Source organism: Actinomyces sp. ZJ308 (genome assembly GCF_011752065.1).
In the GTDB taxonomy this organism is placed as follows: Bacteria; Actinomycetota; Actinomycetes; order Actinomycetales; family Actinomycetaceae; genus Actinomyces.
Genome location: NZ_JAAIJY010000021.1, coordinates 1 through 22,857, shown reverse-complemented (window position 1 = coordinate 22,857; position 22,857 = coordinate 1). Strand labels below are relative to the sequence as shown.

21 protein-coding genes, 1 rRNA gene and 1 pseudogene are annotated in these 22,857 nt (G+C 70.3%); 3 read left to right on the top strand and 20 right to left on the bottom strand.

Annotation, left to right across the window (positions count from 1 at the left end; all coding sequences use genetic code 11):
* Positions 1–3: 3 nt before the first annotated feature.
* The 3 genes and pseudogenes from HCR68_RS14530 to HCR68_RS09635 all read left to right on the top strand — a co-directional run.
* Positions 4–585: pseudogene (locus HCR68_RS14530) on the top strand (TetR/AcrR family transcriptional regulator); the annotation flags it as partial.
* Positions 586–648: 63 nt separating this feature from the next.
* Positions 649–1,044: a DUF488 family protein gene (locus HCR68_RS14265; protein ID WP_243859037.1), complete on the top strand. Its 396-nt coding sequence runs from the start codon at positions 649–651 to the stop codon at positions 1,042–1,044.
* A gap of 71 nt (positions 1,045–1,115) precedes the next feature.
* Entirely contained in the window at positions 1,116–1,478 is a 363-nt protein-coding gene (locus tag HCR68_RS09635; protein WP_167148959.1) for a DUF4267 domain-containing protein, read from the top strand.
* 146 nt (positions 1,479–1,624) lie between these two features.
* Here the strand turns inward: HCR68_RS09635 and HCR68_RS09630 are convergent, their stop codons facing one another.
* The 20 genes from HCR68_RS09630 to rrf all read right to left on the bottom strand — a co-directional run bounded on the left by HCR68_RS09630 (position 1,625) and on the right by rrf (position 22,854).
* Complete coding sequence (locus HCR68_RS09630) at positions 1,625–2,017, bottom strand: metal-sulfur cluster assembly factor (protein WP_167148957.1); 393 nt, start codon at positions 2,015–2,017, stop codon at positions 1,625–1,627.
* 128 nt (positions 2,018–2,145) lie between these two features.
* A complete protein-coding gene (gene sufU, locus HCR68_RS09625; RefSeq protein ID WP_167148955.1) occupies positions 2,146–2,622 on the bottom strand; it encodes a Fe-S cluster assembly sulfur transfer protein SufU in 477 nt (158 codons plus the stop codon).
* Positions 2,623–2,624: 2 nt separating this feature from the next.
* Entirely contained in the window at positions 2,625–3,977 is a 1,353-nt protein-coding gene (locus tag HCR68_RS09620) for a SufS family cysteine desulfurase (RefSeq protein WP_167148953.1), read from the bottom strand.
* 161 nt (positions 3,978–4,138) lie between these two features.
* The gene (gene sufC / locus HCR68_RS09615; protein ID WP_167148951.1) at positions 4,139–4,888 is read right to left on the bottom strand and encodes a Fe-S cluster assembly ATPase SufC; all 750 of its coding nucleotides are present in this window, start codon (positions 4,886–4,888) and stop codon (positions 4,139–4,141) included.
* A gap of 68 nt (positions 4,889–4,956) precedes the next feature.
* Positions 4,957–6,228: a Fe-S cluster assembly protein SufD gene (gene sufD / locus HCR68_RS09610; protein WP_167148949.1), complete on the bottom strand. Its 1,272-nt coding sequence runs from the start codon at positions 6,226–6,228 to the stop codon at positions 4,957–4,959.
* A gap of 101 nt (positions 6,229–6,329) precedes the next feature.
* Entirely contained in the window at positions 6,330–7,769 is a 1,440-nt protein-coding gene (gene sufB / locus HCR68_RS09605) for a Fe-S cluster assembly protein SufB (RefSeq protein ID WP_126413675.1), read from the bottom strand.
* Positions 7,766–8,500: a helix-turn-helix domain-containing protein gene (locus HCR68_RS09600; RefSeq protein WP_167148947.1), complete on the bottom strand. Its 735-nt coding sequence runs from the start codon at positions 8,498–8,500 to the stop codon at positions 7,766–7,768. The genes sufB and HCR68_RS09600 overlap by 4 nt, the downstream gene beginning before the upstream one ends.
* 515 nt (positions 8,501–9,015) lie before the next feature.
* Positions 9,016–9,729, bottom strand: a complete 714-nt coding sequence (locus tag HCR68_RS09595) for an NUDIX hydrolase (protein ID WP_208320570.1) — start codon at positions 9,727–9,729, stop codon at positions 9,016–9,018.
* An 82-nt stretch (positions 9,730–9,811) separates the two neighbouring features.
* Complete coding sequence (locus HCR68_RS09590) at positions 9,812–10,975, bottom strand: glycosyltransferase family 4 protein (RefSeq protein WP_167148945.1); 1,164 nt, start codon at positions 10,973–10,975, stop codon at positions 9,812–9,814.
* A complete protein-coding gene (locus HCR68_RS09585; protein ID WP_167148943.1) occupies positions 10,972–12,630 on the bottom strand; it encodes a lipid II flippase MurJ in 1,659 nt (552 codons plus the stop codon). Before HCR68_RS09585 ends, HCR68_RS09590 begins: the two co-directional genes overlap by 4 nt.
* On the bottom strand, positions 12,630–13,568 hold the full coding sequence (locus HCR68_RS09580; RefSeq protein WP_167148941.1) for a hypothetical protein: 939 nt from the start codon (positions 13,566–13,568) through the stop codon (positions 12,630–12,632). Before HCR68_RS09580 ends, HCR68_RS09585 begins: the two co-directional genes overlap by 1 nt.
* Before the next feature lie 96 nt (positions 13,569–13,664).
* Entirely contained in the window at positions 13,665–14,594 is a 930-nt protein-coding gene (locus HCR68_RS09575; RefSeq protein WP_167148939.1) for a copper transporter, read from the bottom strand.
* A gap of 57 nt (positions 14,595–14,651) precedes the next feature.
* Positions 14,652–15,857 (bottom strand): putative cytokinetic ring protein SteA, encoded by a 1,206-nt coding sequence (gene steA / locus HCR68_RS09570; protein ID WP_167148937.1) that lies wholly within the window; start codon positions 15,855–15,857, stop codon positions 14,652–14,654.
* Entirely contained in the window at positions 15,854–17,710 is a 1,857-nt protein-coding gene (gene recN / locus HCR68_RS09565) for a DNA repair protein RecN (protein ID WP_167148934.1), read from the bottom strand. Before recN ends, steA begins: the two co-directional genes overlap by 4 nt.
* The gene (locus HCR68_RS09560; RefSeq protein WP_243859036.1) at positions 17,707–18,657 is read right to left on the bottom strand and encodes an NAD kinase; all 951 of its coding nucleotides are present in this window, start codon (positions 18,655–18,657) and stop codon (positions 17,707–17,709) included. Before HCR68_RS09560 ends, recN begins: the two co-directional genes overlap by 4 nt.
* A 110-nt stretch (positions 18,658–18,767) precedes the next feature.
* Positions 18,768–19,640: a TlyA family RNA methyltransferase gene (locus tag HCR68_RS09555; protein WP_167148930.1), complete on the bottom strand. Its 873-nt coding sequence runs from the start codon at positions 19,638–19,640 to the stop codon at positions 18,768–18,770.
* Position 19,641: 1 nt separating this feature from the next.
* Positions 19,642–19,896, bottom strand: coding sequence for a hypothetical protein (locus tag HCR68_RS09550; protein WP_167148928.1), 255 nt, complete (start codon positions 19,894–19,896; stop codon positions 19,642–19,644).
* Between the two features lie 84 nt (positions 19,897–19,980).
* Positions 19,981–21,081 carry an HAD hydrolase-like protein gene (locus HCR68_RS09545; RefSeq protein ID WP_167148926.1) on the bottom strand — a complete coding sequence of 367 codons (1,101 nt, stop codon included), beginning with the start codon at positions 21,079–21,081 and terminating at the stop codon, positions 19,981–19,983.
* Positions 21,078–21,971: a hypothetical protein gene (locus HCR68_RS09540; protein ID WP_167148924.1), complete on the bottom strand. Its 894-nt coding sequence runs from the start codon at positions 21,969–21,971 to the stop codon at positions 21,078–21,080. Before HCR68_RS09540 ends, HCR68_RS09545 begins: the two co-directional genes overlap by 4 nt.
* A 765-nt stretch (positions 21,972–22,736) precedes the next feature.
* Positions 22,737–22,854: ribosomal RNA gene (rrf, locus tag HCR68_RS09535) — 5S ribosomal RNA — on the bottom strand.
* Positions 22,855–22,857 lie beyond the last annotated feature (3 nt).

The window sequence follows — 22,857 nt, the reverse complement described above, 5'->3', positions numbered from 1 at the left end:
AGTATGTCAATCGTCGGAGGAAGCATGCCCGGACATCGTCAGGCCCAACGCGCAGCGACGCAGACGGCGCTCATCTCCGAGGCGCGGCGGCGCTTCGCCGCTGAGGGCTATGCCTCGGTGCGGCTGTCCGACGTCGTGGAGGCCCTGGGGATGACCAAGGGTGCGCTGTACCACCAGTTCGCCGGTAAGAAGGACCTCTTCCGGGCTGTTGTCCGGCAGGTGCAGCAGGAGGTCGCTGACCGAGTCGCGGCCGCGGCCCGGCCCCGCGCGACTCCTTGGGAGGGGCTCATCGCAGGATGCGAGGCGTTTCTCGCCTCCTACAGCAATCCCGCGACCCGGCAGATCATGCTCATTGATGCGCCGAGGGTGCTGGGATGGCGCGAGTGGAAGGAGATGGATGGGGCCTGCTCGGAGAGACTTTTGACTGAGGTCCTGGCCGAGCTCGTGGGCGACGGCACCCTCGCTCCCAGGCCGGTGGAGCCCGTGGCTCACCTCCTGTCCGGAGCGATGAACGAGGCCGCGCTATGGCTTGCCGAAACCGACTCCTCCACAGCGCTGAAGGACACCATGGACGCTCTCCTGTGCCTGCTCGGCTCGCTACGAGCTGATGCGGCCGTACCGGCCAGTGACGAGAGTACGGTCGACGGTATGAGCGAGCGGCTTCCCTGTCCTGACAACGTGATCCTCAAGGGCATCCGCGAGGAGCCCAGCCCCGAGGACGGAATGCGGGTCCTGGTGGACCGCCTCTGGCCCCGGGGCGTGTCCAAGGAGCGCGCCGCTCTGGACGAGTGGGCCAAGGAGGCCACCCCCACGACCGAGCTGCGCCGGGCATTCCACAGCGGGGAGCTGCCCTGGCCCCAGTTCGTCGACGCCTACCGGGCCGAGCTGGCCGAGCGGCCCGAAACCGTTGCCGCCGTCGAGCACCTGTGCTCCGAGGCGCTGGAAGGGCGGGTAACGCTCCTGTTCGCCGGCCACGATCACGTCCACTGCCACGCGCGCGTCCTGCGCGAGGCGGTCCTCGGCGTCGAGGATGATCTTTCCTGAGTGCATCCGCATATCCGCGTCTCGTCCCCCCTGTTCCCCACGATGAGGAGGTTCTCCCCTTGACCTGGTTAATGGTGCTTAACGCAGTCGTTGCCCTGGGATCCGCGTTCTTCGGCGGCGTCGCCCTCCTGAGACCGCAGGCAATGCCCGGTAGGCCACTGGACATCGGACCCCATTCGCAGGATGAGGGACCCAGTCAGGCAACGACGTACTTCGCACGCATGTACGCCGCCAGGGCGCTGCCCTTCGGGATCGGAACGGCAGCCGTGGCTCTCCTGCTACCGGGACAGGCTGCCGCCTGGCTCCTGGTCGCCGGGATCATTGAGCTGTTCGATGCGATGGTCGTTATGAGTCGCAGCCCTCGTGATGTGGCGCCGCCGCTACTCGCCGTGCTCATCCATATCGGCTCGGCAGTATGGCTCATGACTACCTGAAGGTAGATCCTCGGCGTCGAGGAGGACCTGTCCTGACGGCGGCCGACGCCCTGCCACGCACCTGCTGAAGCGGCGCGCGCACCGGAAGAGTCGCCGGTGCGAGCGCCGCTTCAGGAACAGGAGGTAGGTGTTCCGCTGACGGGTGCTCAGACGTTGAAGCCCAGGGCACGCAGCTGCTCGCGGCCCTCGGGGGTGATCTTGTCCGGCCCCCACGGCGGCAGCCAGACCCACTGGATGCGGACCTTGTCGGCAAGCAGGGACAGGGCCTGCTGGGCCTGCTCTTCGATGACGTCGGTGAGCGGGCAGGCGGCCGTCGTCAGGGTCATGTCGAGCACGACCGTCCCGTCGGGCTCGATCGATACCCCGTAGAGCAGGCCGAGGTCGACGACGTTGATGCCGAGCTCGGGGTCGATGACGTCGCGCAGGGCCTCCTCGATGGCGGCCACGTCGACGCCCTCGGTGCTGGCGACGGCGGCCGGTGCGTGCTGGGCGGCCATGGGGTTGTCGGCGGCCGGCACCCCGGTGGGGTTCTCACTCATGGCTTCTCCTTACTTCTACGGCAGTTCAGTCTTCAGGATCGTGGGGATATGGCGGGGACAGGGGAAACTGGGATGACGGGGACTCGGTGAGTCGGCTTCGAGAGGCCGACGTGCCGAGGCGTATCGAGCTATTCGGCGCCTGCCGGCTCGGCGGCGGGCAGGGCGACGCCGGACTTGGCCAGGGCATCCTTGAGGGCCATCCACCCCAGCAGGGCGCACTTGACCCGGTTGGGGTACTTCGAGACTCCCTCGAAGGCGGCTCCGTCCTCGAGGTCGTCCAGGACGGCGTCGTCAACACCCTTGCCACGTGAGTGCATGAGGGTGTTGAAGTCCGCCTCGAGGCGGGCCACGGTGGCCAGGTCCACACCGTCGACGAGATCGTGCATGACCGAGATGGAGGCCTGGGAGATGGAGCAGCCGTCCCCTTCCCAGCCGACGGCCTCGATCCTGCCGTCCTTGACGCGCACCCCCAGCGTCACCTCATCACCGCAGGTCGGGTTCACCTGGTGGCTGGTGGCGTCCGGGGCGTCAAGCGCCCCGGAGCCGTGACGCTCACGGGAGTGGTCGAGGATGACCTGCTGGTAGAGCTGGTCGAGTTCGTTCATACTCACCTCTGGAAGTAGCGGCGGACGTCGGCGATGGCGGACAGGAAGCGGTCCACCTCCTCAGGCGTCGAGCAGACCCCGAAGGACAGGCGCGAGGAGGCGTGGATGCCGAAGTGCTTGTGGATGGGCTGGGCGCAGTGGTGCCCGGTGCGCACGGCGACGCCGGCGGCGTCGAGCACCTGACCGACGTCGTGGGGATGGACTCCCTCCATGGAGAAGGCGACTACGCCCACGCGGTCGTTGGTGCCGGTCGGACCGATCAGACGCAGCCCGGGCGTCTGGATGAGGCCGTCGAGCACATGCCGGGTCAGGACCTGCTCGGTGGCGTGGAGCCGGTCCAGGCCGATACCGGCCAGGTACTCCACGGCCGTGCGCCACCCCGCGGCCTGCGCCAGCGGCTGGCTGCCCGCCTCGAAGCGGGGCGGACCGCTCATGAAGGTCGACGACTCCATGGTGACGACCTCGATCATGGAGCCTCCGGTCAGCACCGGCGGCATCGCCGCGAGCAGCTCCTCGGTGGCCACCAGCGCACCGATGCCGGTGGGGCCGAGCATCTTGTGGCTGGAGAGCAGCATGGCGTCCACGCCCGCGACCTTGAGCGCGCGGAAGTCCAGCGGGAGGTGGGCGGCCGACTGGCAGGTGTCCAGAACGACGAGGGCGCCGACCTGCTGAGCGCGCGGCAGGATGAGGTCGAGCGGGCTGATCGCGCCGGTGACGTTGGAGGCGTGAGTCAGGGCGAGCACGCGGGTGCGCTCGGTGATGACATCCAGCGTCGCGGTGTTGATGCGGCCGTCCTCGGTCAGGTCCAGCCAGCGCAGTCTCGCACCGGTGCGGGCGCACAGCTCCTGCCAGGGCACGAGGTTGGCGTGGTGCTCTGCGCGCGTGACGACGACCTCGTCACCCTCCCCGATGACGAGACGCCGCGACGGGTCATCGGCCGCGGCGGGCCCGCCACCATGGGCCGCCGGCCGTCCCAGGCTCGCGTGCCCGATGGACAGGGCGACGAGGTTGATGGCCTCGGTGGCATTCTTGGTGAAGACCAGCTCGCTGCCACGCGCACCGACGAAGGCGGCCACGGCGTCGCGGGCGTCCTCGAAGGTGGCCGTGGCCTCGTCGGCGAGCTGGTAGGTCGAGCGCCCCGCCGCACCGTTGGAGGTGCGGTAGAAGTCCGCCTCGGTGGCGATGACGCCGGCCGGCTTCTGGCTCGTGGCCGCCCAGTCCAGGTAGGCCAGCGGCTCACCGTTGCGGGAGGGCCGCTCGAGGTAGGGGAAGTCGGCACGGATCGTGGCGACCTCCTCGGCACTGAGGGCGGTGGCCGATGGCGTCCCGGAGGACGGCGCCGTGGACTGGGTCATGTGGTGCCTTTCCGATTCGATGCGGACGGTGCTCGAGGTTCTCGCCGACGGCCGGGGCAGGAGATCACGAGGAACCTTAGTACCCCTGTGCACCGGGGCCGACGACGAGGCCGCCTCATGTGCGGCGCGTCGTCGTCGGCTCCTGCGCTGGGGTCCTCCGGTCAGGCGAGGAAGCGGTCGTAGCCCTCTTCCTCCAGGCGATCGGCCAGGTCGGGGCCACCGGCCTCGGCCACGCGCCCGTCGACGAAGACGTGGACGTAGTCGGGCTTGATGTAGCGCAGGATGCGCGTGTAGTGGGTGATGAGCAGGAAGCCGGCGTCGGACTCGTTGTGGAGGCGGTTGACGCCCTCGGAGACGATGCGCAGGGCGTCGACGTCCAGGCCGGAGTCGGTCTCGTCCAGGACGGCGAAGCGGGGGCGCAGCAGCTCCATCTGGAGGATCTCGAAGCGCTTCTTCTCGCCGCCGGAGAAGCCGGCGTTGACGTCGCGCTGGGAGAAGGCGGGATCCATGCGCAGGTTCTTCATGGCCTGGTTGACCTCTCCGACCCACTGGCGCACCTTGGGGGCCTCGCCGTCGATCGCGGTCTTGGCGGTGCGCAGGAAGTTGGCAACGGTGACGCCGGGGACCTCGACGGGGTACTGCATGGCCAGGAAGAGGCCGGCCCGGGCCCGCTCGTCCACGCTCATCTCAAGCAGGTCGACGCCGTCGAGGAGGACCTCGCCGTCGGTGACCTCGTAGTCGGGGTGGCCGGCGATGGAGTAGGCCAGGGTGGACTTGCCCGAGCCGTTGGGGCCCATGATGGCGTGGACCTCATTGGAGTCGATGGTCAGGTCGACGCCCTTGAGGATGGGCTTGGGGCCGTCATTGGTGGCCACCTGGACGTGGAGGTTCTTGATCTGCAGTGTGCTCATGCGACGTTTCTTTCAGCTGGATTCTGGTCTGGTTGAGGATGGGCGGACCGCCTTGCGGGTCCGGCCTGTCACTGGGCTGCCGGCGCGATGTCAGGGGCCTGGTCCTTGCGGGCCTCGATGAGACCGGTGAGCTCGAGCTCCTTCTCGATGGCGGCCATGAGCCGCTCCTCGACCTCACCGACGCCGATCTCGGCGACGATCTCGTTGAAGAAGCCCAGGACCACCAGGCGACGGGCCTCGGCCTCGGGGATGCCGCGGGCGCGCAGGTAGAACAGCTGCAAGTCGTCGAAGCGGCCGGTGGCGCTGGCGTGGCCCGCCCCCTCGATGTTGCCGTTCTCGATCTCCAGGTTCGGCACGGAGTCGGCCTTGGCGCCCTCGGTCAGGACGAGGTTGCGGTTGAGCTCGTAGGTGTCGGTGCCGCGGGCGGCCTGGCCGATGAGGCAGTCCCCCACCCACACGGCGTGCGCGCCCTCGCCCTGCAGGGCGCCCTTGTAGGTCACGCGCGAGTAGCAGTGGGGCTCGGTGTGGGCCACGTAGGGCCGGTGCTCCTGGTGCTGGCCGGCGTCGGTGAAGTAGACGCCGTAGGCGTCGATGTGCCCGCCCTCTCCGGAGAAGCCCAGGTCGGGGCAGATGCGCACGTCCCCGCCGAGGCTGACGACGACGTGCTTGAGGACGCCCCGGCCGGTGACCCTCACCCGGTGGTTGGAGGCGTGGACGGCGTCGTCCTCCCAGCCCTGGACGGTTACCAGGGTGAGCTCGGCGCCGTCGGCGACCGTCACCTCGACGCCCTGCGTCAGGGCCGCGGTGCCGGTGTGGTCGAGCACGACGGTTCCCCTCGCACCGGACTCGGCTGCGACAAGGATGTGCTGGGCGGTGGGTCGGGTGAGCCCCTGGTCCTGGCCGACGACGGTCAGCCGGGCGGCCCGCTCCGGCTGGGAACCGGCCTCAAGGGTCAGCACGGTGGCGGTCTCGCTGCCGTTCCAGGCGGTGACCCCGGTGCGGTCGACCGGGGCGCCCACGGTCCCGATGCGCGCGTCGCTGCGAGGGACGGTCTCGAGGCGGGCGCCGGCGGGAAGGTCGGCCTCCAGGCGGACGGCGCTGGCACCGGCGTCGGCCTCGCCGGCGGCCGTGGCCGCGCGAACGGCGTCGAGGTCGAACAGCGGGGCGAAGCGCTTCATGGGCGTGAAGCGCCACTCCTCCTCGCGTCCTCGCGGCACCGGGATGTCGGCGGGGTCGAAGGAGGTGGGGCGGTCGGCGCGCGAGGAGACGTAGCGCGGCCCGCCGTGGGAGTGGGCGCCCTCGAGCGTGGCGCTCGAGTGGTCGGTGGAGAGTTCAGGCATGTGGAGGTGCTCCTTGGCCGGCATCCGGCCGGTGTGATCAGGTGTGGGTCGAAGGCTGAATGGGCTGGGCGGGCTGACCGAGACGGTCCGGTACGGCGGCCTCAGCCGACCGAGTTCTCCATCTGCAGCTCGATGAGCCGGTTGAGCTCGAGGGCGTACTCCATGGGCAGCTCGCGGGCGATGGGCTCGACGAAGCCGCGCACGATCGTGGCCATGGCCTCGGTCTCGGTCAGGCCGCGCTGCATGAGGTAGAAGAGCTGGTCGGCACTCACCTTGGAGACGGTGGCCTCGTGGCCCATCTCGACGTCGTCGGTGCGCACGTCGACGTAGGGGTAGGTGTCCGACCGGGAGATCTCATCGACCAGGAGCGCGTCGCACAGCACATTGGACTTGGAGTGGCGGGCGTTCTTCATGATCTGCACCAGACCGCGGTAGGCGCTGCGTCCACCGTGGCGGGCGATCGACTTGGAGACGATGTGGCTGGAGGTGTAGGGCGCCATGTGGACCATCTTGGCGCCGGTGTCCTGGTGCTGGTCCGCGCCGGCGAAGGCGATGGACAGCGCCTCGCCACGAGCGTGGGGGCCCATGAGGAAGACGGCCGGGTACTTCATGTTCCGCTTGGAACCGATGTTGCCGTCGACCCACTCCATGGTGGCGCCCTCCTCGCAGGTAGCGCGCTGGGTCACCAGGTTGTAGACGTTGTTGGACCAGTTCTGGATGGTCGTGTAGCGCACGCGGGCGTTCTTCTTGACCACGATCTCCACGATCGCCGAGTGCAGGGAGTCGGTGGAGTAGATGGGGGCGGTGCATCCCTCGACGTAGTGGACGTAGGAGTCCTCGTCGGCGATGATGAGCGTGCGCTCGAACTGGCCCATGTTCTCGGTGTTGATGCGGAAGTAGGCCTGGAGCGGGATCTCGACGTGAACGCCCTTGGGGACGTAGATGAAGGAGCCTCCGGACCACACGGCCGTGTTGAGGGCGGCGAACTTGTTGTCACCGGCGGGGATGACGGTCCCGAAGTACTCCTTGACGAGCTCGGGGTACTCGCGCACGGCGGTGTCGGTGTCGACGAAGATGACCCCCTGCTCCTCCAGGTCGCCGCGGATCTGGTGGTAGACGACCTCCGACTCGTACTGGGCGGCCACGCCCGCCACCAGGCGCTCGCGCTCGGCCTCGGGGATGCCGATGCGGTCGTAGGTGTTCTTGATGTCCTCGGGCAGGTCGTCCCAGGAGTTGGCCGGGCGGTCCGTGGAGCGCACGTAGTACTTGACGGCGTCCATGTCGAGCTGGGAGAGGTCCACGCCCCAGGTGGGCATGGGCTTGCGCTCGAAGGTGGAGTAGGCCTTGAGACGCTTGGCGAGCATCCACTCGGGCTCGCCCTTGATGGCGGAGATCTCACGGACCACCTGCTCATCAAGGCCTCGCTTGGCCTTCTCGCCGGCTTCGTCGGAGTCGTGCCAGCCGAAGTCGTAGCTCGTTGAGATCGAGTCGATGATCTCGTCGTCGGTGCTACGCACAGTCTCGGTTGTTGGCAGTGTCATCGGGTTCCTTCCATTCGCTTGGTCTCAAGGCCTCGCGTCTTAGCCGCCGCCCGGACCGCGCGCTTGCGCAGCGCGGGCATGGCGATCGGAATGTGGGTGGTACAGACGTGCTCGCCTCCGGCCAGGGTGGCCAGACGCTGGACGGGGACGCCGACGAGACGGGAGATCGCCTGCGTCTCGGCATCGCACAGCTCGTGGAACTCTCCGGCGACGTCGCGGACCGGGCAGTTGCCCTGGCACAGCTGGACGGCGAAGGACCCGTCGCCGACGTCTCGAACCGAGGCCGCGTACCCGTCGAGGGTCAGGGCATCGGCCAGGGCGCGGGCCCGTTCCGAGGGATCCTTGCCTGCGGACTCGACGACGGCGGCGTAGCGGCGTTCCAGGTCGCGGCCCCGGGCCGCGGCGAAGGAGTCGACCGCCTTGTCGCCGGCGACCTGGGACAGGTAACGCAGGGCGCGGTTGGCCAGGTCGGAGTAACCCTCCGCGAAGGAGGTGCGGGCCTTGGGCGTCAGGACGTAGTGCCGGGCGGGACGCCCGCGGCCCCGCTTCCCGGTAAGGGCCGGGGTGTGGACCTCGATCTGCTCAGCGTCCTCGAGCGCGGTGATGTGCCTGCGCACCGCCGCCGGCGTCAGGCTCAGGACCTTGGCGAGCTGGGCCGCCGACACCGGGCCCTTCTCAGCGATGAGGTCAAGCACGCGCGCCCGGGTAGAGTCTTCGTCGTTCTGTGTCATGACTGCTCCTCCCCTAGTCGCTGCGACGCCTCACGGCCTGACCATGTTGCGGCCGGTTCGACCACGTCCTTGTTGGCCGATGGTGCCCGCGAACCAGCCTGGGAGCTGGTCCAGGATCGGCTGCGGGGCGTCACTGGTCGTCGTGCCACGAGTTTAACCAAGATCATGCTTGCCGAATTCAACGCTGGCAAGTTCATGACGGGGCGTCGCGAGGTGGGATTGAACACGTCATCTAATCAAAGGCAACCCTTACCTAGGAACACCTAACTAGTCGGTCGTCAGGGCGGGAGGCCTGGCCTACTCCCGGTCGCCGCCCGCCGGGTCTGCGACGGCAAGGCGCAGGGCGGCCGACCATGGATCGGGAACTGCGTTCTCTGTCCGGGACGTACTCTTCTCGCAGACGACTGAGGTCAGCCCCCAGTCATCTGCGCCAAAGCGCAGTCCTCACGGGGAAAGTACGTCCTCGATCAAGCCCGGCGCAGCCTCACCCGGTCCGCCGCGCCCCCGGACTCGTCCTAGAGACTCTCCGGGCTTCTGAGCCAGGGGGCGTCGGCCGGGCGCAGTTCGGCCCAGCCGCGGGCGCGCGCCCGGGCCGTGGCCAGGACCCCCAGCACGGTGGAGGGATTGTGCAGGCGGCCGTCCATCACGGCATCCAGCACCTCGTCGAGGCGCACCCAGGTGGGCACGAACTCGGCCTCCTCGGCCTCACGGGGCATCCGCTGGTCCTCGGGCAACAGGCTCAGGTCCTGGGCGAGGAAGATCCGGGCCCCCTCGGTGGTGAAGCCGGGTGAGGCGTAGAACTCGGCCAGCGTGTTCCAGGTTGCTGCGGTGTAGTCGGTCTCCTCAGCGAGCTCACGGGCGGCGGCGACGGCCGGGGCCTCGCCGGGGACGTCGAGCAGGCCGGCTGGAATCTCCCACAGAGAGGCCCGCACGGGGTGCCGGTACTGGCGGACCATGAGGATCTCCGGAGCGCCGTCGTCCTGAGAGGACTCCCCTCCCTCGCGCAGGGCCACGACGGCGACGGCGTCGTGGTGGACGACGACCTGGCGGGCCACCGGTTCCTGGCCGGGGCTCAGGCGCACGTGGTCGGCGTCGACGGCGAAGATCGGCCCGCTCCAGACCCGCTCGCTGGAGACCAGCTCCCGGCCCGGCTCGCGCGCGTCCGCAAGGCTGATCTCACGGTGTGCGTGTCCGTCACCCTGGCTGGCTCCTGTCACCGGCTGGTCCACGACTGGCTCCTTCACTGGCTGCTGGCGTCCCTGTCGTCGGGCGCCTGGGCACCAACGATGCTACCGCCCGGGGCCGGTCGGCTCAGTGCGGGGCGAGAACCACCTGTCGTAGCTGAGCCGCCAGGTCAGCGGGGCCGGGGAGGCGATCGGCTGCATCGCGCGCGCTCTGCCGGGCCCGGGATCGGGCCTCAGAGTCGCTCAGGAGCACAGCGACGGCCTCGGCGACGGTCTGAGCCTCAGGAGCGACGAGGACGGCTCCTCCCCTGGCGGTCACGGCGGTACCGCCGACGTCGGTGGCCACGATCGCAGCCCCCGCGCGCAGGGCCTCCTGGATGGTGAGGGGCTGGCCCTCCCACAGGCTGGTCTGGACGACGACGTCGGCCGCCTCCATGAGGGCGGGTGCGTCGGCGCGCCGGCCCAGGAGAGTCACCGGGAGGTGCTCGGCGGCGATGCGTTCAGCGGCCTGATCCCGGCCGGGTCCGTCTCCGGCAACCGCCCAGGTGAAGGCCGGCAGGCTGCCGGCCTCAACCTCCTGGGCGAGGACCGCGGCGGCGTCCAGCAGCAGCGGCAGGCCCTTCTGCGGGGCCAGGCGGGCGACGGTCAGGACCCGGGCGCCCTCCTGCGGCCAGGCCTCCGGTGCCGCCGGTGCGGGGAGCGGCGGTTCTGAGGGCGGCTGCGGGATCGCGACGGGGATGACGGCGAGCTCAACGCGTGGGGCACCCAGGTCTCGGGCCCGCTGGGCCAGGTCCGGGCTGACGGCCAGGACGAGGTCGGCGCGGGAGGCAATGAGCCGCTCGAGCCTCTCCCCCACCATGGTGGTCAGACGGCCACCGACGGTGAGGTTGTGAAGGGTGACGACCAGCCGAGTGCGGCCATGGCGGCGCCGTCCCAGGGCGAGAGCGGCCAGTGCCCCGGCACGCAGACCGTGGGCGTGGACGGCGTGGGCCCGACGGCCCAGCCGACGCAGCCTGGCCACGGCCAGGGTGTCGTTGAGGCTGGGGCGGGGCCCGATCTCAAGTGCCTCGGCGCGAGCGGGGGCGACTTCCAGTCCGTCCAGGACCGCGGCGGGAGCCTCGATAATGACGTCGTGGCCGTCGGTCGCCAGCATCCGGGCGCAGTCGGCCAGGTGGGCGCGCACCCCTCCGGCGGCCGATCCGCTGACCTGGAGGATTCGCAGGCGCCCGTTCCCCACGGCCCGCTGCGAGGCACCGGCCTGGTTCGAGCCACTGCCGTCACTGGAGCTCATGCCCTCTCCTTGTCGTCCTCGTGCTTGTCGGTACTCGTGTCCATCACTCGTGCGCCTCGCACCGTCCTCAGCAGGCTGCGGTCGGCCGCGTGGATCGTCGCCAGGACGGCGCCGGCGGCCACGGTGGCGCCGACCACGGCCGCCAGGACCGCCAGGGTCAATGAGACCACGTGAGTGGTTGCCACCCGCACGACTGCGCCGGCGGCAAGGGCCACGGGGAGACCCGAGGCAAGCGTGGTCAGGACCGGGCGCAGGACCCGAGTACCCATGACACGGGCCAGGACGGCCAGCAGGCCCACCCCGGCCACTGTCATCCCCACGGTCGTGCCCAGGCCGAGGGCGACGAGGGTGGCTCTGCCGTCCCCGCCCGACGGCGCCATGAGACGCACGATGAGGGCGGAGGCGAGTGCCACGGTCAGCCACCCGGCCGCGGTGGCGTGAGCCGCCGGCCGGGAGCGGTCGGCGGCGAAGAGGACCCGGGTGACCTGGTAGATGAGTGCGTATCCGATCAGTCCCGGTGCCAGGACGGCCAGGGCCTGTCCCATCCCGTCGACCTGCTTGAAGGAGAAGAAGCGCTCGGCGGCGTCACTGGCGGCCAGGAGCATGGCCGTCCCGGCGACGGCCACGGCGGTGACCAGGGCCGTGGAGGTGGCGACCAGAGCGCTGACGTCCTCACGGGTGTCCTGGCTGTCGGCAACGGCCCGGCCCTGTCCGGAGGCCTCGAAGGCGGCGGTCAGGCGGGGGTAGAGGACCGTGGCCACCGGAACCGCCAGCACCGCGTAGGGAAGGACGTAGACGGCCTGCGTGTACTGGTAGACGGCCGCCGTACCGGTGTTCCCGCCCCAGCGGGCCAGCGCCAGGACCGCCAGCACGCTCAGCTGCTGGGCCAGGATCGTCCACACTCCGGCCCCGCCCAGACGCAGCGCCCGCCGGGCCTGGGAGCCCCCCAGCCTCAGGGTGGGGCGCAGCCCCAGCCCCAGCCGGTGGACCGGCCACAGCAGCGGAAGGCTGAGCGCCGCCACCCCGAGGGTCGTTCCCCAGCCCAGGACATTCAGGGCGAGGCCGGACGCCGTGTCCTCGCCGTCGGCCAGCGTCCCGTAGAGGCCGTAGGTCGCCATGACCACAAGGCTGGAGAGCATCGGTGTCAGGGCGGGCCAGGTGAAGCGGTTGTGGGCCTGGAGGACGCCGGTGAGGACGACCGCCACCCCGTACATGGGCACCTGGAGGGCGAACATGCGCAGGAAGGAGGCGACGAGCTCGTGCTGAAGCGCCGCATCGACGCCCTGAGAGGTGGGGAACAGGGCTGCGATCGGGGTGGCGAAGACGATGAGAGCCACGGACAGCGGGACGAGGACCACCAGGACCAGGCCGAGCAGCCCGGATGCGGTTTCGGTGACCTCCTCGCGCCTGCCCGCCGCGATCGGTGCGGCCAGCAGCGGGACGACGGTGGCCGCCAGGACGCCGCCGACGACGACCTCGTAGAGGGTGTTCGGAAGCTGGTTGGCCGTCGTGTAGGCGCCCGCCACCGTACCGGTGCCGACGGTGGCGGCCTGGACGAGCCAGCGGAGAAATCCCAGGACACGGGAGACGAGGGTCAGGCCCGCGACCGACCCGGCCGCTGGGAGCAGGCCGCCGCGGCGTTGCTGGGCTGCCATCAGGGCCGGCGGCCCAGTGCGTCGAGCGCGGCCAGGGCCGGGGTATCGGCGATGACCCGGGAGAAGGAGACCTTCTCGCTGGCCAGGACGAGGCCCACGCCGGTGAAGGCGGCTCCGGCACGCACGGCCCGGCAGGGGTGGCAGGCCAGGGCGGTTCCCAGCAGGGCGCCGACGGCGTTGGCCCCGGTGTCGCCGAGCATCGTGTCCTCCATCAGGTCCTCGGGCAGGGCCATGAGGCTGACGCCCAGCGTCCCTGCGGCCAGCAGTCGGGCGGGCTCGCCCTCACGCCCGGGGGTGGCCAGAAGCGGGGCGCTCACGATGGAGGCGGTCTTGAGCGCCCGGCCGGGGCGCAGGTCGAGGAGGTTGAGGAGATTGGCCCAGGAGGCGATGACAATGGCGCTTGACGCAGCGTCGACGGCGGTCACCACCGGCGGGCGCCCGCCGGCGCCCACGCTGCGATGACGGGCCAGCAGGACGCCGCCGACGAGGGCCCCCGATCCGATGACGGCGATCTTGAGGGCACCGGTGGTGACGCGTCCGTGAGCGAGAGCCGTCAGGTGGCCCTTGAGCCCCTTGGCGGGGGCGTCGCCGTCGTGGGCCCCGGCGTCGAGGTCATCGACCAGACCGGCGCAGCCTCCGGCCACCGTTGCGACGGTGGCGGCAAGTCCTACCCGGGAGCCGCTGCGCGAGGCGTAGGAGGCTGAAGCGGGCGCGTCCCGTATGAGCCGGCCGACCTCGATCGCGGCCATGGCTGAACCGGCGGCGGCCCCCACGCCCCCGCGCAGGCTCACGGTGCACCCGTGGAAGTTGGTGCGCTCCAGTCCCCGGGCGATGGGCGCCAGGGAGGTGGACCAGGACAGGGTGACGCCCGCTGCCTTGAGCCCCACCTGTGCTAGGTGTCGGACGCAGGTGCCTACTCGCGTGATCGTGCCAGCCATGGTCTCAGCCTAAGGCAGGGTCGGATGAATCGTGGCGATGGCGGCCCACAACGGGACCGGGCGGCCGGGACCAACGATGACACGGGGCCACGAGGGCTACTTGGTCACTGGCGGCATAACGGCGTCCGCGCCCTTGTCGAAGCCGTAGTGGCCGACGGTGCCCGCCTGGGTGGAGGCCAGGGCCAGGGGCGTGGAGACGGACGCGGCGACCTGACCGACGGAGTCGACCGTGGTGACCTTCGCGTCCTCGGAACGGATGACGGCGACGACATTGTCATCACCGTCGGCGGACCCGACCACGACCGTGGTCGCCCGTGAGGCCGTGCCGGCCAGGGCCTTGGCCCAGGCCTTGGGGTCCTGGCCCGGTGAGGCCTCGACCGTGGCTCCCTTGGCGGAGGCCGCCTGGGGCCGAGGCCCGACGACGACGATCATCTCGGCCGGAGCGGTGGGCGTGGAGTCCACGGTGACGAAGGGCGTGCCGGAGGTATCCACGGACAGCAGGTCCATGAGGGCTCGGGAGGAGTCGTCATTGCCGGTGAGGGCCTTGGCGAGCCCCTCCCCCAGGATGCCGTTGGCGTCCTTGGAGCCGGCACCGCCCAGGTTGCCCTGAATCTGGCCGGAGAAGGTGGAGCGGTAGCTCTCGCGGGACAGGTCCACCCAGGTGGTGGTCAGGCTGACTCGGCCGGTGACGGTGGCGCCCGCGGTCCTGAGCTGGGTGGTGACGGCGTCGGCGTCCTCGGACGTGGCCTCGGGCAGGAGCACCAGGGCGACGTTCTTGGAGTCCAGGGTTCCGGGCAGGAGGCTGCTGGCGGCCTGGGTGATGTAGGAGTCGCGCTCGTTGACGGCCGCCTCGGTCTGCTCAAGCTTGGTCTGGGTGGCGTTGCGGTTCTCGCGCAGGGCGGTGACCTGGTCGTTGAGCGCGGTACCCAGTGAGTTCTGCAGCGGGCCGGCGCCCAGCACAACGCCGACGGCGAGGGCCAGGAACACGGAGATGAGCGATACCAGGTGATAGCGGAAGTCGATCATGGTTGAGACCTTGGAGATGACCGTGAGAGGCGCTGCCTCTCAGATGGGCGGGAGTCGTTAGACGGTGGGTGTGTTCGGGGCCAGGCCCACCAGTGAGCGGAAGAAGTTGACGATGTCGTCCCACACGGCGCCGGACAGTCCCAGGAAGGTCTGTCCGCCCGGGGTAGCCATGAGGGCGATGGTCAGGGCGAAGGTGCCCGACAGGGCGAGGAGCAGCAGCCACCATCCCGAGATGCGGGTGCGGTAGAGCTGGGAGACGCCCTTGGCGTCAATGAGGCGGCCGCCGACCTTGAGCCGGGTCAGGAAGGTCGAGGACATACCGGCACGTCCCTTGTCGAGGAACTCCAGCAGGGTGGCGTGCGTGCCCAGGGCCACGATGATCTCGGCGCCGGCCTCGTCGGCCATGAGCATGGCGATGTCCTCGCTGGTACCGGTGGCGGCGAACACGTGATGATCGACCCCGAGCTCCTCGACGTGCGCCAGGCCCGGGGCCCGGCCGTCGCGGTAGGCGTGGACAACGATCTCAGCGCCGCAGGTGAGGGCCTTGTCGGACACGGAGTCCATGTCACCCACGATCATGGCCGGCTTGAAGCCGGCCTCCAGGACGGCGTCGGCTCCTCCGTCGACGCCGATGATGACGGGCTTGTACTCCCTGATGTAGGGCTTGAGCGCCTGCAGGTCCTCCTTGTAGGAGTAGCCGCGCACGACGACCAGGACGTGCTTGCCGCTCATCTGCGTGGACAGTGTGGGCATGCCGACGCCGTTGAGAAGCAGGTCCCACTCGCCGCGCATGTACTCCATGGTGTTGGCGGCGAAGGCCTCCAGCTGGACGGCCAGTCCCTTCTGGGCCTCCTCCATGGCGTCGGCGACGGTCTGCTTGGTCTGGACCGAGCCCTCGGCGATGACCTGTTCCTTGCCCTCGATGCGCACGGTGCCGTCCTCGACGGCGATGCGCTGACCGTCGTGCAGGCGCATGACGTCGGGGCCCAGATCGTCCACGAGCGGGATGCCGGCATCGAGGAGGATTCCCGGACCGAGGTTGGGGTAACGCCCGGAGACCGATGGAGAGGCGTTGAGGACCGCGGAGGGGCCGCACTCGACCAGAGCCTCAGCAGCCACCCGGTCGATGTCGGTATGGTCGATGATGGCGATCTCACCGGGCTGGAGACGCTTGGTGAGCTTCTTGGTACGTGCATCGACACGTACGACCCCGCTGGGTTGCTCGGAGACGGACGCAGAGTTTCTGCGGAAGGGATTCCTCACGGCTCGGATTGTCCCACGACTGCTTCCTGGAGAAGCTCAGCGGCGTGCCGGACCGCGGCCTGGGAGTCCTCGTGGCCTGAGAGCATTCGGGCCAGCTCGCGTTCTCTCTCCTGGCCTTCGACGACGAAGACCTGCGTGCGGGTGCGCCCCGGCCCGAACTTTCTCACATTCTCCTGACGCTCCTCCGAGGACTCCCGCAGCGCGGGCTCGGGCGTGCCGGCCGGTGGCTCCAGCCCGGTCGCCGGGTCGGTCAGCGGGAGACTCACCGTCTCCTTGCGCACCACGAGGTGGGTGTCGGCCCAGGCCGCCACCTGGGCCAGGTGAGTGACCACGATGACCTGGTGGTGGCGAGCCAGGCGTGCCAGGCGCCGGCCGATCTCCCTGGCGGCGCGTCCTCCCACACCGGCGTCGATCTCGTCGAAGACGAGGGTGCGGGTGTGGGTGGAGGGGCGCGCGGAGGCGGCGGCGTCGGCGAGCACCACCTCCAGGGCCAGCATGATGCGGGAGAGCTCTCCTCCCGACGCGCCCCTGCCCAGGGGGAGGGCGGGCGCACCGGGATGGGAGACGAGCTCGAGGGCAACGCTCTCAACGCCGGTGGGTCCGGGCTCATCGAGTCGGTCCAGCGCGACGACGAGTCGCGCCCCCCTCATCTCCAGGCCCTCCAGCTCGGCGGTGACGGCCTGCTCCAGGTGCTCGGCGAGCAGGTGGCGCGCCCGGCTCAGCTCGTTGCCGACGTCGGCCAGCTCCTCATCGGCCGCAGTCAGGCGCTCTGCCAGGACGGTAGCAGTGTCCTGGGGGCCGTCGAGCTCGGCCAGGCGCGCGGCGGCGCGCTCACCCCAGGCCAGGAGGGCATCGACGTCGTCGAGCTGTTCCTGGGGCCCACCGATCTCCCGGCAGGCACGAGCGAGCTCACCGCGGCGGTCCTGGACCCGGGCGAGACGGGCCGGGTCGGCGCTGAGGGAGGACAGGTAGTCGCCCAGCTCTGCGGCGATGTCAGCCGCATCGATGCCCAGGCGCTGGGTACGCGCAGCCAGCTCGGCCAGGGCGGGGTCTCGGTCGGACTCGGCAGCCAGACTGCGGTGCGCGTGGGCAATGAGTGAGACGACGTCGGGCTCCTGGCCGGCGGCGGACTCCTCCCCGCTCAGGGCGGTGCGGGCCCCCGTGGCGGCTCTGCGCAGGTCCTCGGCGTGGTCGAGCCGTTCGGCCTCCGCCGTCAGGTCCCGGTCCTCACCGCTTCGGGGATCGACCTCCTCCAGTGCCTCGAGCCAGGTGCGCAGCTGCGCCACCTCGGCGGCCCGGACCTGAGCCGAGGACTGCCAGTCCTGGAGCTCCTGGGCGGCCTGCCGACGGGCCTGGTAGGCCTGGGAGTAGCGGCGGCACAGGGCGGCGTGGTCGGGACCGCCCAGTGAGTCCAGGGCGGCGCGCTGGGCCGCGGCGGAACGCAGCCGTAGCTGGTCGGCCTGGCCGTGGACGGAGACCAGCCGACCTCCCACCTCGCTGAGCACCGACGCCGGAACCGATCGCCCTCCCAGGTAGGCGCGGGACCGGCCGGTGGATGGAACCGTGCGCGAGGCCAGGAGGAGGTCATCATCGAGATCCGCCCCGGCCTCGATGGCACGGGAGGCGGCGCGCGAGTCGGGGTCGACGAGGAAGGCGCCCTCAACCAGGCTGCGCTCGGCGCCCGTGCGCACGATGGTGGTCTCAGCGCGTTGGCCCAGCAGCAGTCCCAGCGAGGTCAGCACCATCGTCTTGCCGGCACCGGTCTCACCGGTCAGGGCGGTCAGGCCGCGACTGAGGGGCAGATCGGCCTCCTCGATGACACCGAGGTCCTCGATGTGCAGGGACTCGATCACGCCGCCCCTCCCGAGGAGCCCCGCGGGGCCACTGCGTCGGCCGGATCGCCCGTGGGCTCATCCGCGGTGTCGTCCGAGGCCGAGGAGCTCTCATCGGCGGAGGCGGAGGCCCTCCAGCCCTCCACGGGGAGGTCGAACTTGCGCACCAGTCGGCTGGCGAAGGGGGCCTCGTTGAAACGGGCCAGTCGCACCGGACGATCCGCCCTGCTGACACGAATCCGGGCTCCGACGGGTACGTCCAGGCTGCGCCTGCCGTCGCACCAGATCTCGGCTCCGCCGAAGCCCGCCCGCTGGACCACGACCTCCATGCACGAGTCGGGCCCCAGCACCAGGGGGCGGGTGAACAGGGCGTGCGCGGCCACCGGCACCAGGAGGAGCGCCTCGACCTCCGGCCAGATGACGGGGCCGCCGCAGGAGAAGGCGTAGGCGGTCGAGCCGGTGGGTGTGGACATGATGAGGCCGTCGCAGCCGAACGAGGAGACGGCCTGGCCGTCGACGCCGATGGCGACCTCGAGCATGCGGGCGCGGTCGCGCTTCTCCAGAGCCGCCTCGTTGAGGGCCCACTCGCGGGTGACCGTCCCATCGGGGCAGACGACCTCCACGTTCAAGGTGGTGCGGGTCTCGACGGTGTAGCGGCCCGCGACGAGGTCGGCGACGACCTGCTCGATGCCGTCGGGGTCGGCCTCGGCCAGGAAGCCGACGTGCCCGGTGTTGATGCCCACCAGGGGGATGTCGCGTTCACGGGCGGCCTCGAAGGCGCGCAGGATCGTACCGTCGCCGCCGAGCACGAGGACGAGGTCGACGTGGTCGGTGCACTCCGGTCCGACGGGTTCGACGCCGTGGGCGCGCAGCGCCGCGGAGGCCCTGGCCACGGCGCTGGCCGTGGGGGCGGCGCTGGGCCTGGGAACGGGGACCGGCTTGTCGTTGAGGTCACGCTGCAGCAGCATGACGCGTGAGATCCGCTGGTGGGGCGAATCCGTTCCCTCCTGATCCGCCTCGTAGCGGCAGCAGGCGGATTCGACTGTCTCGGCGGTGGTGGGTGAAGGGGTCAGCTTGCTCATGAACGGGTCCTTGTTCTGCTTCGTCGGAAGCCGCCTGCGGCGGGGCCGGCGGCGACGGCGTCCTCGACCTGGGTGCGCAGATCGTCGCCGCGCAGGTCCTCGGGGCTCCCGGCGCCGGAGGCGTGCATGTTCAGGAAGTACTCGACGTTACCGGCGGGTCCGGGCAACGGGGAGGCGGTCACGGCATCGACTCCCACCCCCAGGGCGTGGGCCCGCTCGGCCACGGTCATCACCGTCTCCACGTGGAGCTCGGGGTCGCGTACCACTCCCCCGTGCCCGATCCGGTCCTTGCCCACCTCGAACTGGGGCTTGACCATGAGGAGAAGGTCGGCGTCGTCGGCCGCGGCGCGCAGCAGCGGCTCGAGTACCAGGGTCAGGGAGATGAAGGACAGGTCACCCACCACCAACTCGGGGGCGGGGGCGACGGCGTCGGGCTGCAGCGTGCGGATGTTGGTGCGGTCCAGGGTGGTGACGCGGGGGTCGGAGCGCAGGGACCAGGCCAGCTGGCCGTAGCCGACGTCGACGGCCACGACGTGCTCGGCGCCGCGGCGAAGGAGGACGTCGGTGAACCCTCCCGTGGAGGCGCCGGCGTCCAGGCAGCGGCGGCCCTCGATACGAGGCGCCAGGCCGCGCTCGCCCAGTGCGTCCAGCGCACCGGCGAGCTTGTGGGCGCCGCGTGAGACGTAGTCGTCTCCTGCGGGGGTGAGGATCTCGATGGCCTGAGCCGGGTTGACCTGACGGGCGGGCTTGGCGACCACCTCGCCGTCGAGGGTGACGTGGCCGTCGGCGATGAGGGTGGCGGCGTGGGTGCGGGAGCGGGCCAGGCCGCGGCGCACGAGCTCGGAGTCGATGCGGATGAGTCGGGCCATGTCAGCCTTCCGCCTCGTGCAGGACGGAGGCGAGCTCCTCATGAATGGTGGACAGTGCAGCGGCCCGCTCCTCCAGGGGCATCCGCTCGATCTCGGTGAGCTCGTCGGCGTGATCGGTGAGCCCGTCGGCCGCCGTCAGGGCCGCGTCGGCCCGCGGGGGCGCGGGCACCGGCGGCCTGGGAGCCGGCTGACGCTCAGGATCCACCGTCGACGGCGTCTTCTCCTGTGTACCCGTTTCCGGGTCCTTGCGGCTCATTCCTGTCTCACCTCGACATCGTTCGCGTGTGCGGCTGCTGCGTCCTCTTTCCCTTCTGGAGAGTATTCCCGACCTCGGTCGGTCTCAGGAAGCGACGACCTCGATCTCGGGAAGGTCCAGCGCAGCGGCCTCGCCCCGAGCCTCCTGTGCGTCGGCCCAGTCCCAGGCGGCCACGGCCAGAGCGCGGTAGGAGTCCAGATCGATGCGCACCGGGACGCCGTCCTGAGAGGTCAGGGATTCCCCGTCCTGGAGCTCGAGCACGGAGTCGACGACGCGGGCGCGCCGGCCGCCGACCCGCCACCACTCCTGGCCCTCCTGCACGACTCGCTCGGGCGTGGGATGCGCCTCGGTCAGGCCGCGCAGGTCGGTGTGAAGGAAGCTGGGGCGCTCGGTTGCAGGGGCGGTGATGACATCACGCGCGTCTGAGACCCCGGTGAGAACGTGGAGTCCGGGGATCCCGGCGGCCCGGGCCCCGACGTGATCGGTGTTGAGTCGGTCCCCGACGGCCAGTGGCCGGGTACCGCCGGCACGCTTGAGGGCTCGTGTGTAGATCCCGGGGAAGGGCTTGCCCCCGGCCAGGGGCTCCTTGCCGGAGGCGTTGACGACGGCGGCCACGAGGCTGCCGTTGCCCAGGGCGAAGCCCCGCTCTGTCGGCAGGGTCGCGTCGAGGTTGGTGGCCACGTGGAGGGCACCGGCGTTGATGGCGTAGACGCCCTCGGACAGCAGGGCCCAGTCGACTGCCGGGTCCCATCCCTGGACGACGGCCGCCGGCTCGTCCTGCGCGCTGCCGGTCACCTGGAAGCCCTCGTCGAGGAGGGCCTGACGCACGCCGTCGCCGCCGACGACGAGAACCGTGGAGCCGGGCTCGACGTACTCGGTGAGCATGGCGGCCGCATCCATGGCGGCGCTGAAGACCTCGGAGGGATCGGCGGCGATGTCGTTGGCAGCGAGCTTGTCCACAACCGTCTGAGGCGCACGCGAGGCGTTGTTGGTGACGAAGGACAGGTGCATTCCGGCAGCGCGGGCAGCGTTGACGTTGTCCGCGGCGTAGGGCACCCGCGCCTCGCCGGCGAAGCAGACGCCGTCGAGGTCCAGCAGTGCGACGTCGTAGGCGGTGCACAAGGGCTCATCGCTGCCCAGGAGGGTGGCGGGAGCATCGGAGGGAGCCTGCGCGGACTGGGTCATCGGGACTCCTCGGGGGTGTCGTCGGTAGAGGTCGTCGTGGTGGTTGCGCTGTCGGCGGCGTCATCGGCAGATGCCGGTGACAACCCGGCCTCCCCATGCGTTGAAGGGATCGCGGGAGCCTCGGCCGCCTCCTGGAGCAGCTCGGCCATCTCGGCCTCAACGCGCTCGGCGAAGGACGACGACCAGTCTGCGTCATCGTCCTGGTCAACGGGGTCGAGGTCTGCAGCGCCATCCGCATCGGACTCACCCGATGCGTCAGGGGACGCCGTCACCGCCGCCCCGTCGTCAGCCTCGGCGTCGGGCTCCTCCATGGCGTCCTGCTCGTGCGGCTCGGGGACCTCGGAGTCGTAGTCGTCCTCGATGTCGAAGACCTCGACCTCGTCCTCCTCGGTCGGCTCGGGGCCGATACGGTCCCGGATGGCTGCGGCCTCCTGGTGGCGCCCGAGCTCGTCCAGGCGGTCGGCGCGTACCGAGTGCAGGCGCCTGAGGGTGTCGCTGTCGGAGGGGCGCGCCCTGATGGCGTCCTCAATGACGATGAGACCGAGATCGGTCTGTCCCATCTCATGGCGGATGCCGGAGACGACCATGGCCAGCTCGGCACGCTCGATCTCGTCGAGTTGGCGAGGGTCGGCCGCCTTGGCGGCTTGGAGGGCCTTGTCGGCGTGGCCCAGAGCACGCTCGCAGTCGACCTCGATGGCCCGGTGCAGATCGAGGCCGGACAGTCGCCTGGCGGCGCGGATCTCTCGAAGCGCCTCGTTGTAGTGTCCGGCGAGGTACGCGGAGATACCTGCGGTCTCCCGCACGACGGCGACGCGCCCGGCATGGGAGGCTGCGTAACGAGCGTGCTCATAGGCTGCCTGAGGATCTTCGTTCAGCAACCGCTGGGCCATCACCAAGTGACGGGCGACGTTCTCGGCGTTGCTGCGTCCCAGGGCCCTTAACTCGCTCCTGGCGCCCCGCTCGAGGTCTCCGGGCTCGACGTCGTCGGGAACACTGGGTTCAGGAATGCGTTGGCGCTGTGACGGGCGACCTCGACGATCATCCCGCCTGTCCCGAGAGTCTCTCCGCCCCGAGTGGTCATTGAATCGGCCTGGTCTCCCGCTACCGCGGCCGGGCCGCCTCTCAGTGGAGTCCCCGTCATGACGCCGTTCGCGGCGCCAGTCGTCGCGGTGACGACGCTCGCCGCGAGAACCGTGCTCGTCATGGGGCGGGCGCTGAGAACGCCCTTGCGCGTGGTGCGACTCGTCGTCTCTCCTTGAGTCATGGCCGCCGCGAGGGCAGTCGTCGCTCCCATCGAAGCGCTTACGTCGACCGAAGCCGTGACGATCATCGTCCCGACGACGTTTACCTGAGTCACCGTGGTCCGAGTGGTGCCGACGGTCCTGATACGCCATGGTCCTTCTTTCGCTCCGGGACTGCCGTCAGTTCCCTCGCTGTCCGTGATTGCCTGGGAGGAGCCTACCTGGACTGCAGCCCAGTGGCGTACCGAGACCCGGCAACGTGAGTGTGGCGCGCGGCGCTCGGCATCACGTTGCTTCGGCATCCGCATCACCGAAGAGACATATCTTCCCCATTCTGGAGAAAAGTCAACGAACAGAGACGTCGGGCCGGTTTCCGCATCTGTTGTGGGAACCGACCCGACGTCTTATGTGTGTGCTCGGTGGTGTCCTACTCTCCCGCACCCTGGCGGGTGCAGTACCATCGGCGCTGTCAGGCTTAGCTTCCGGGTTCGGGATGGGTGCCGGGCGTGTCCCTGTCGCTGTGACCACCGAGACG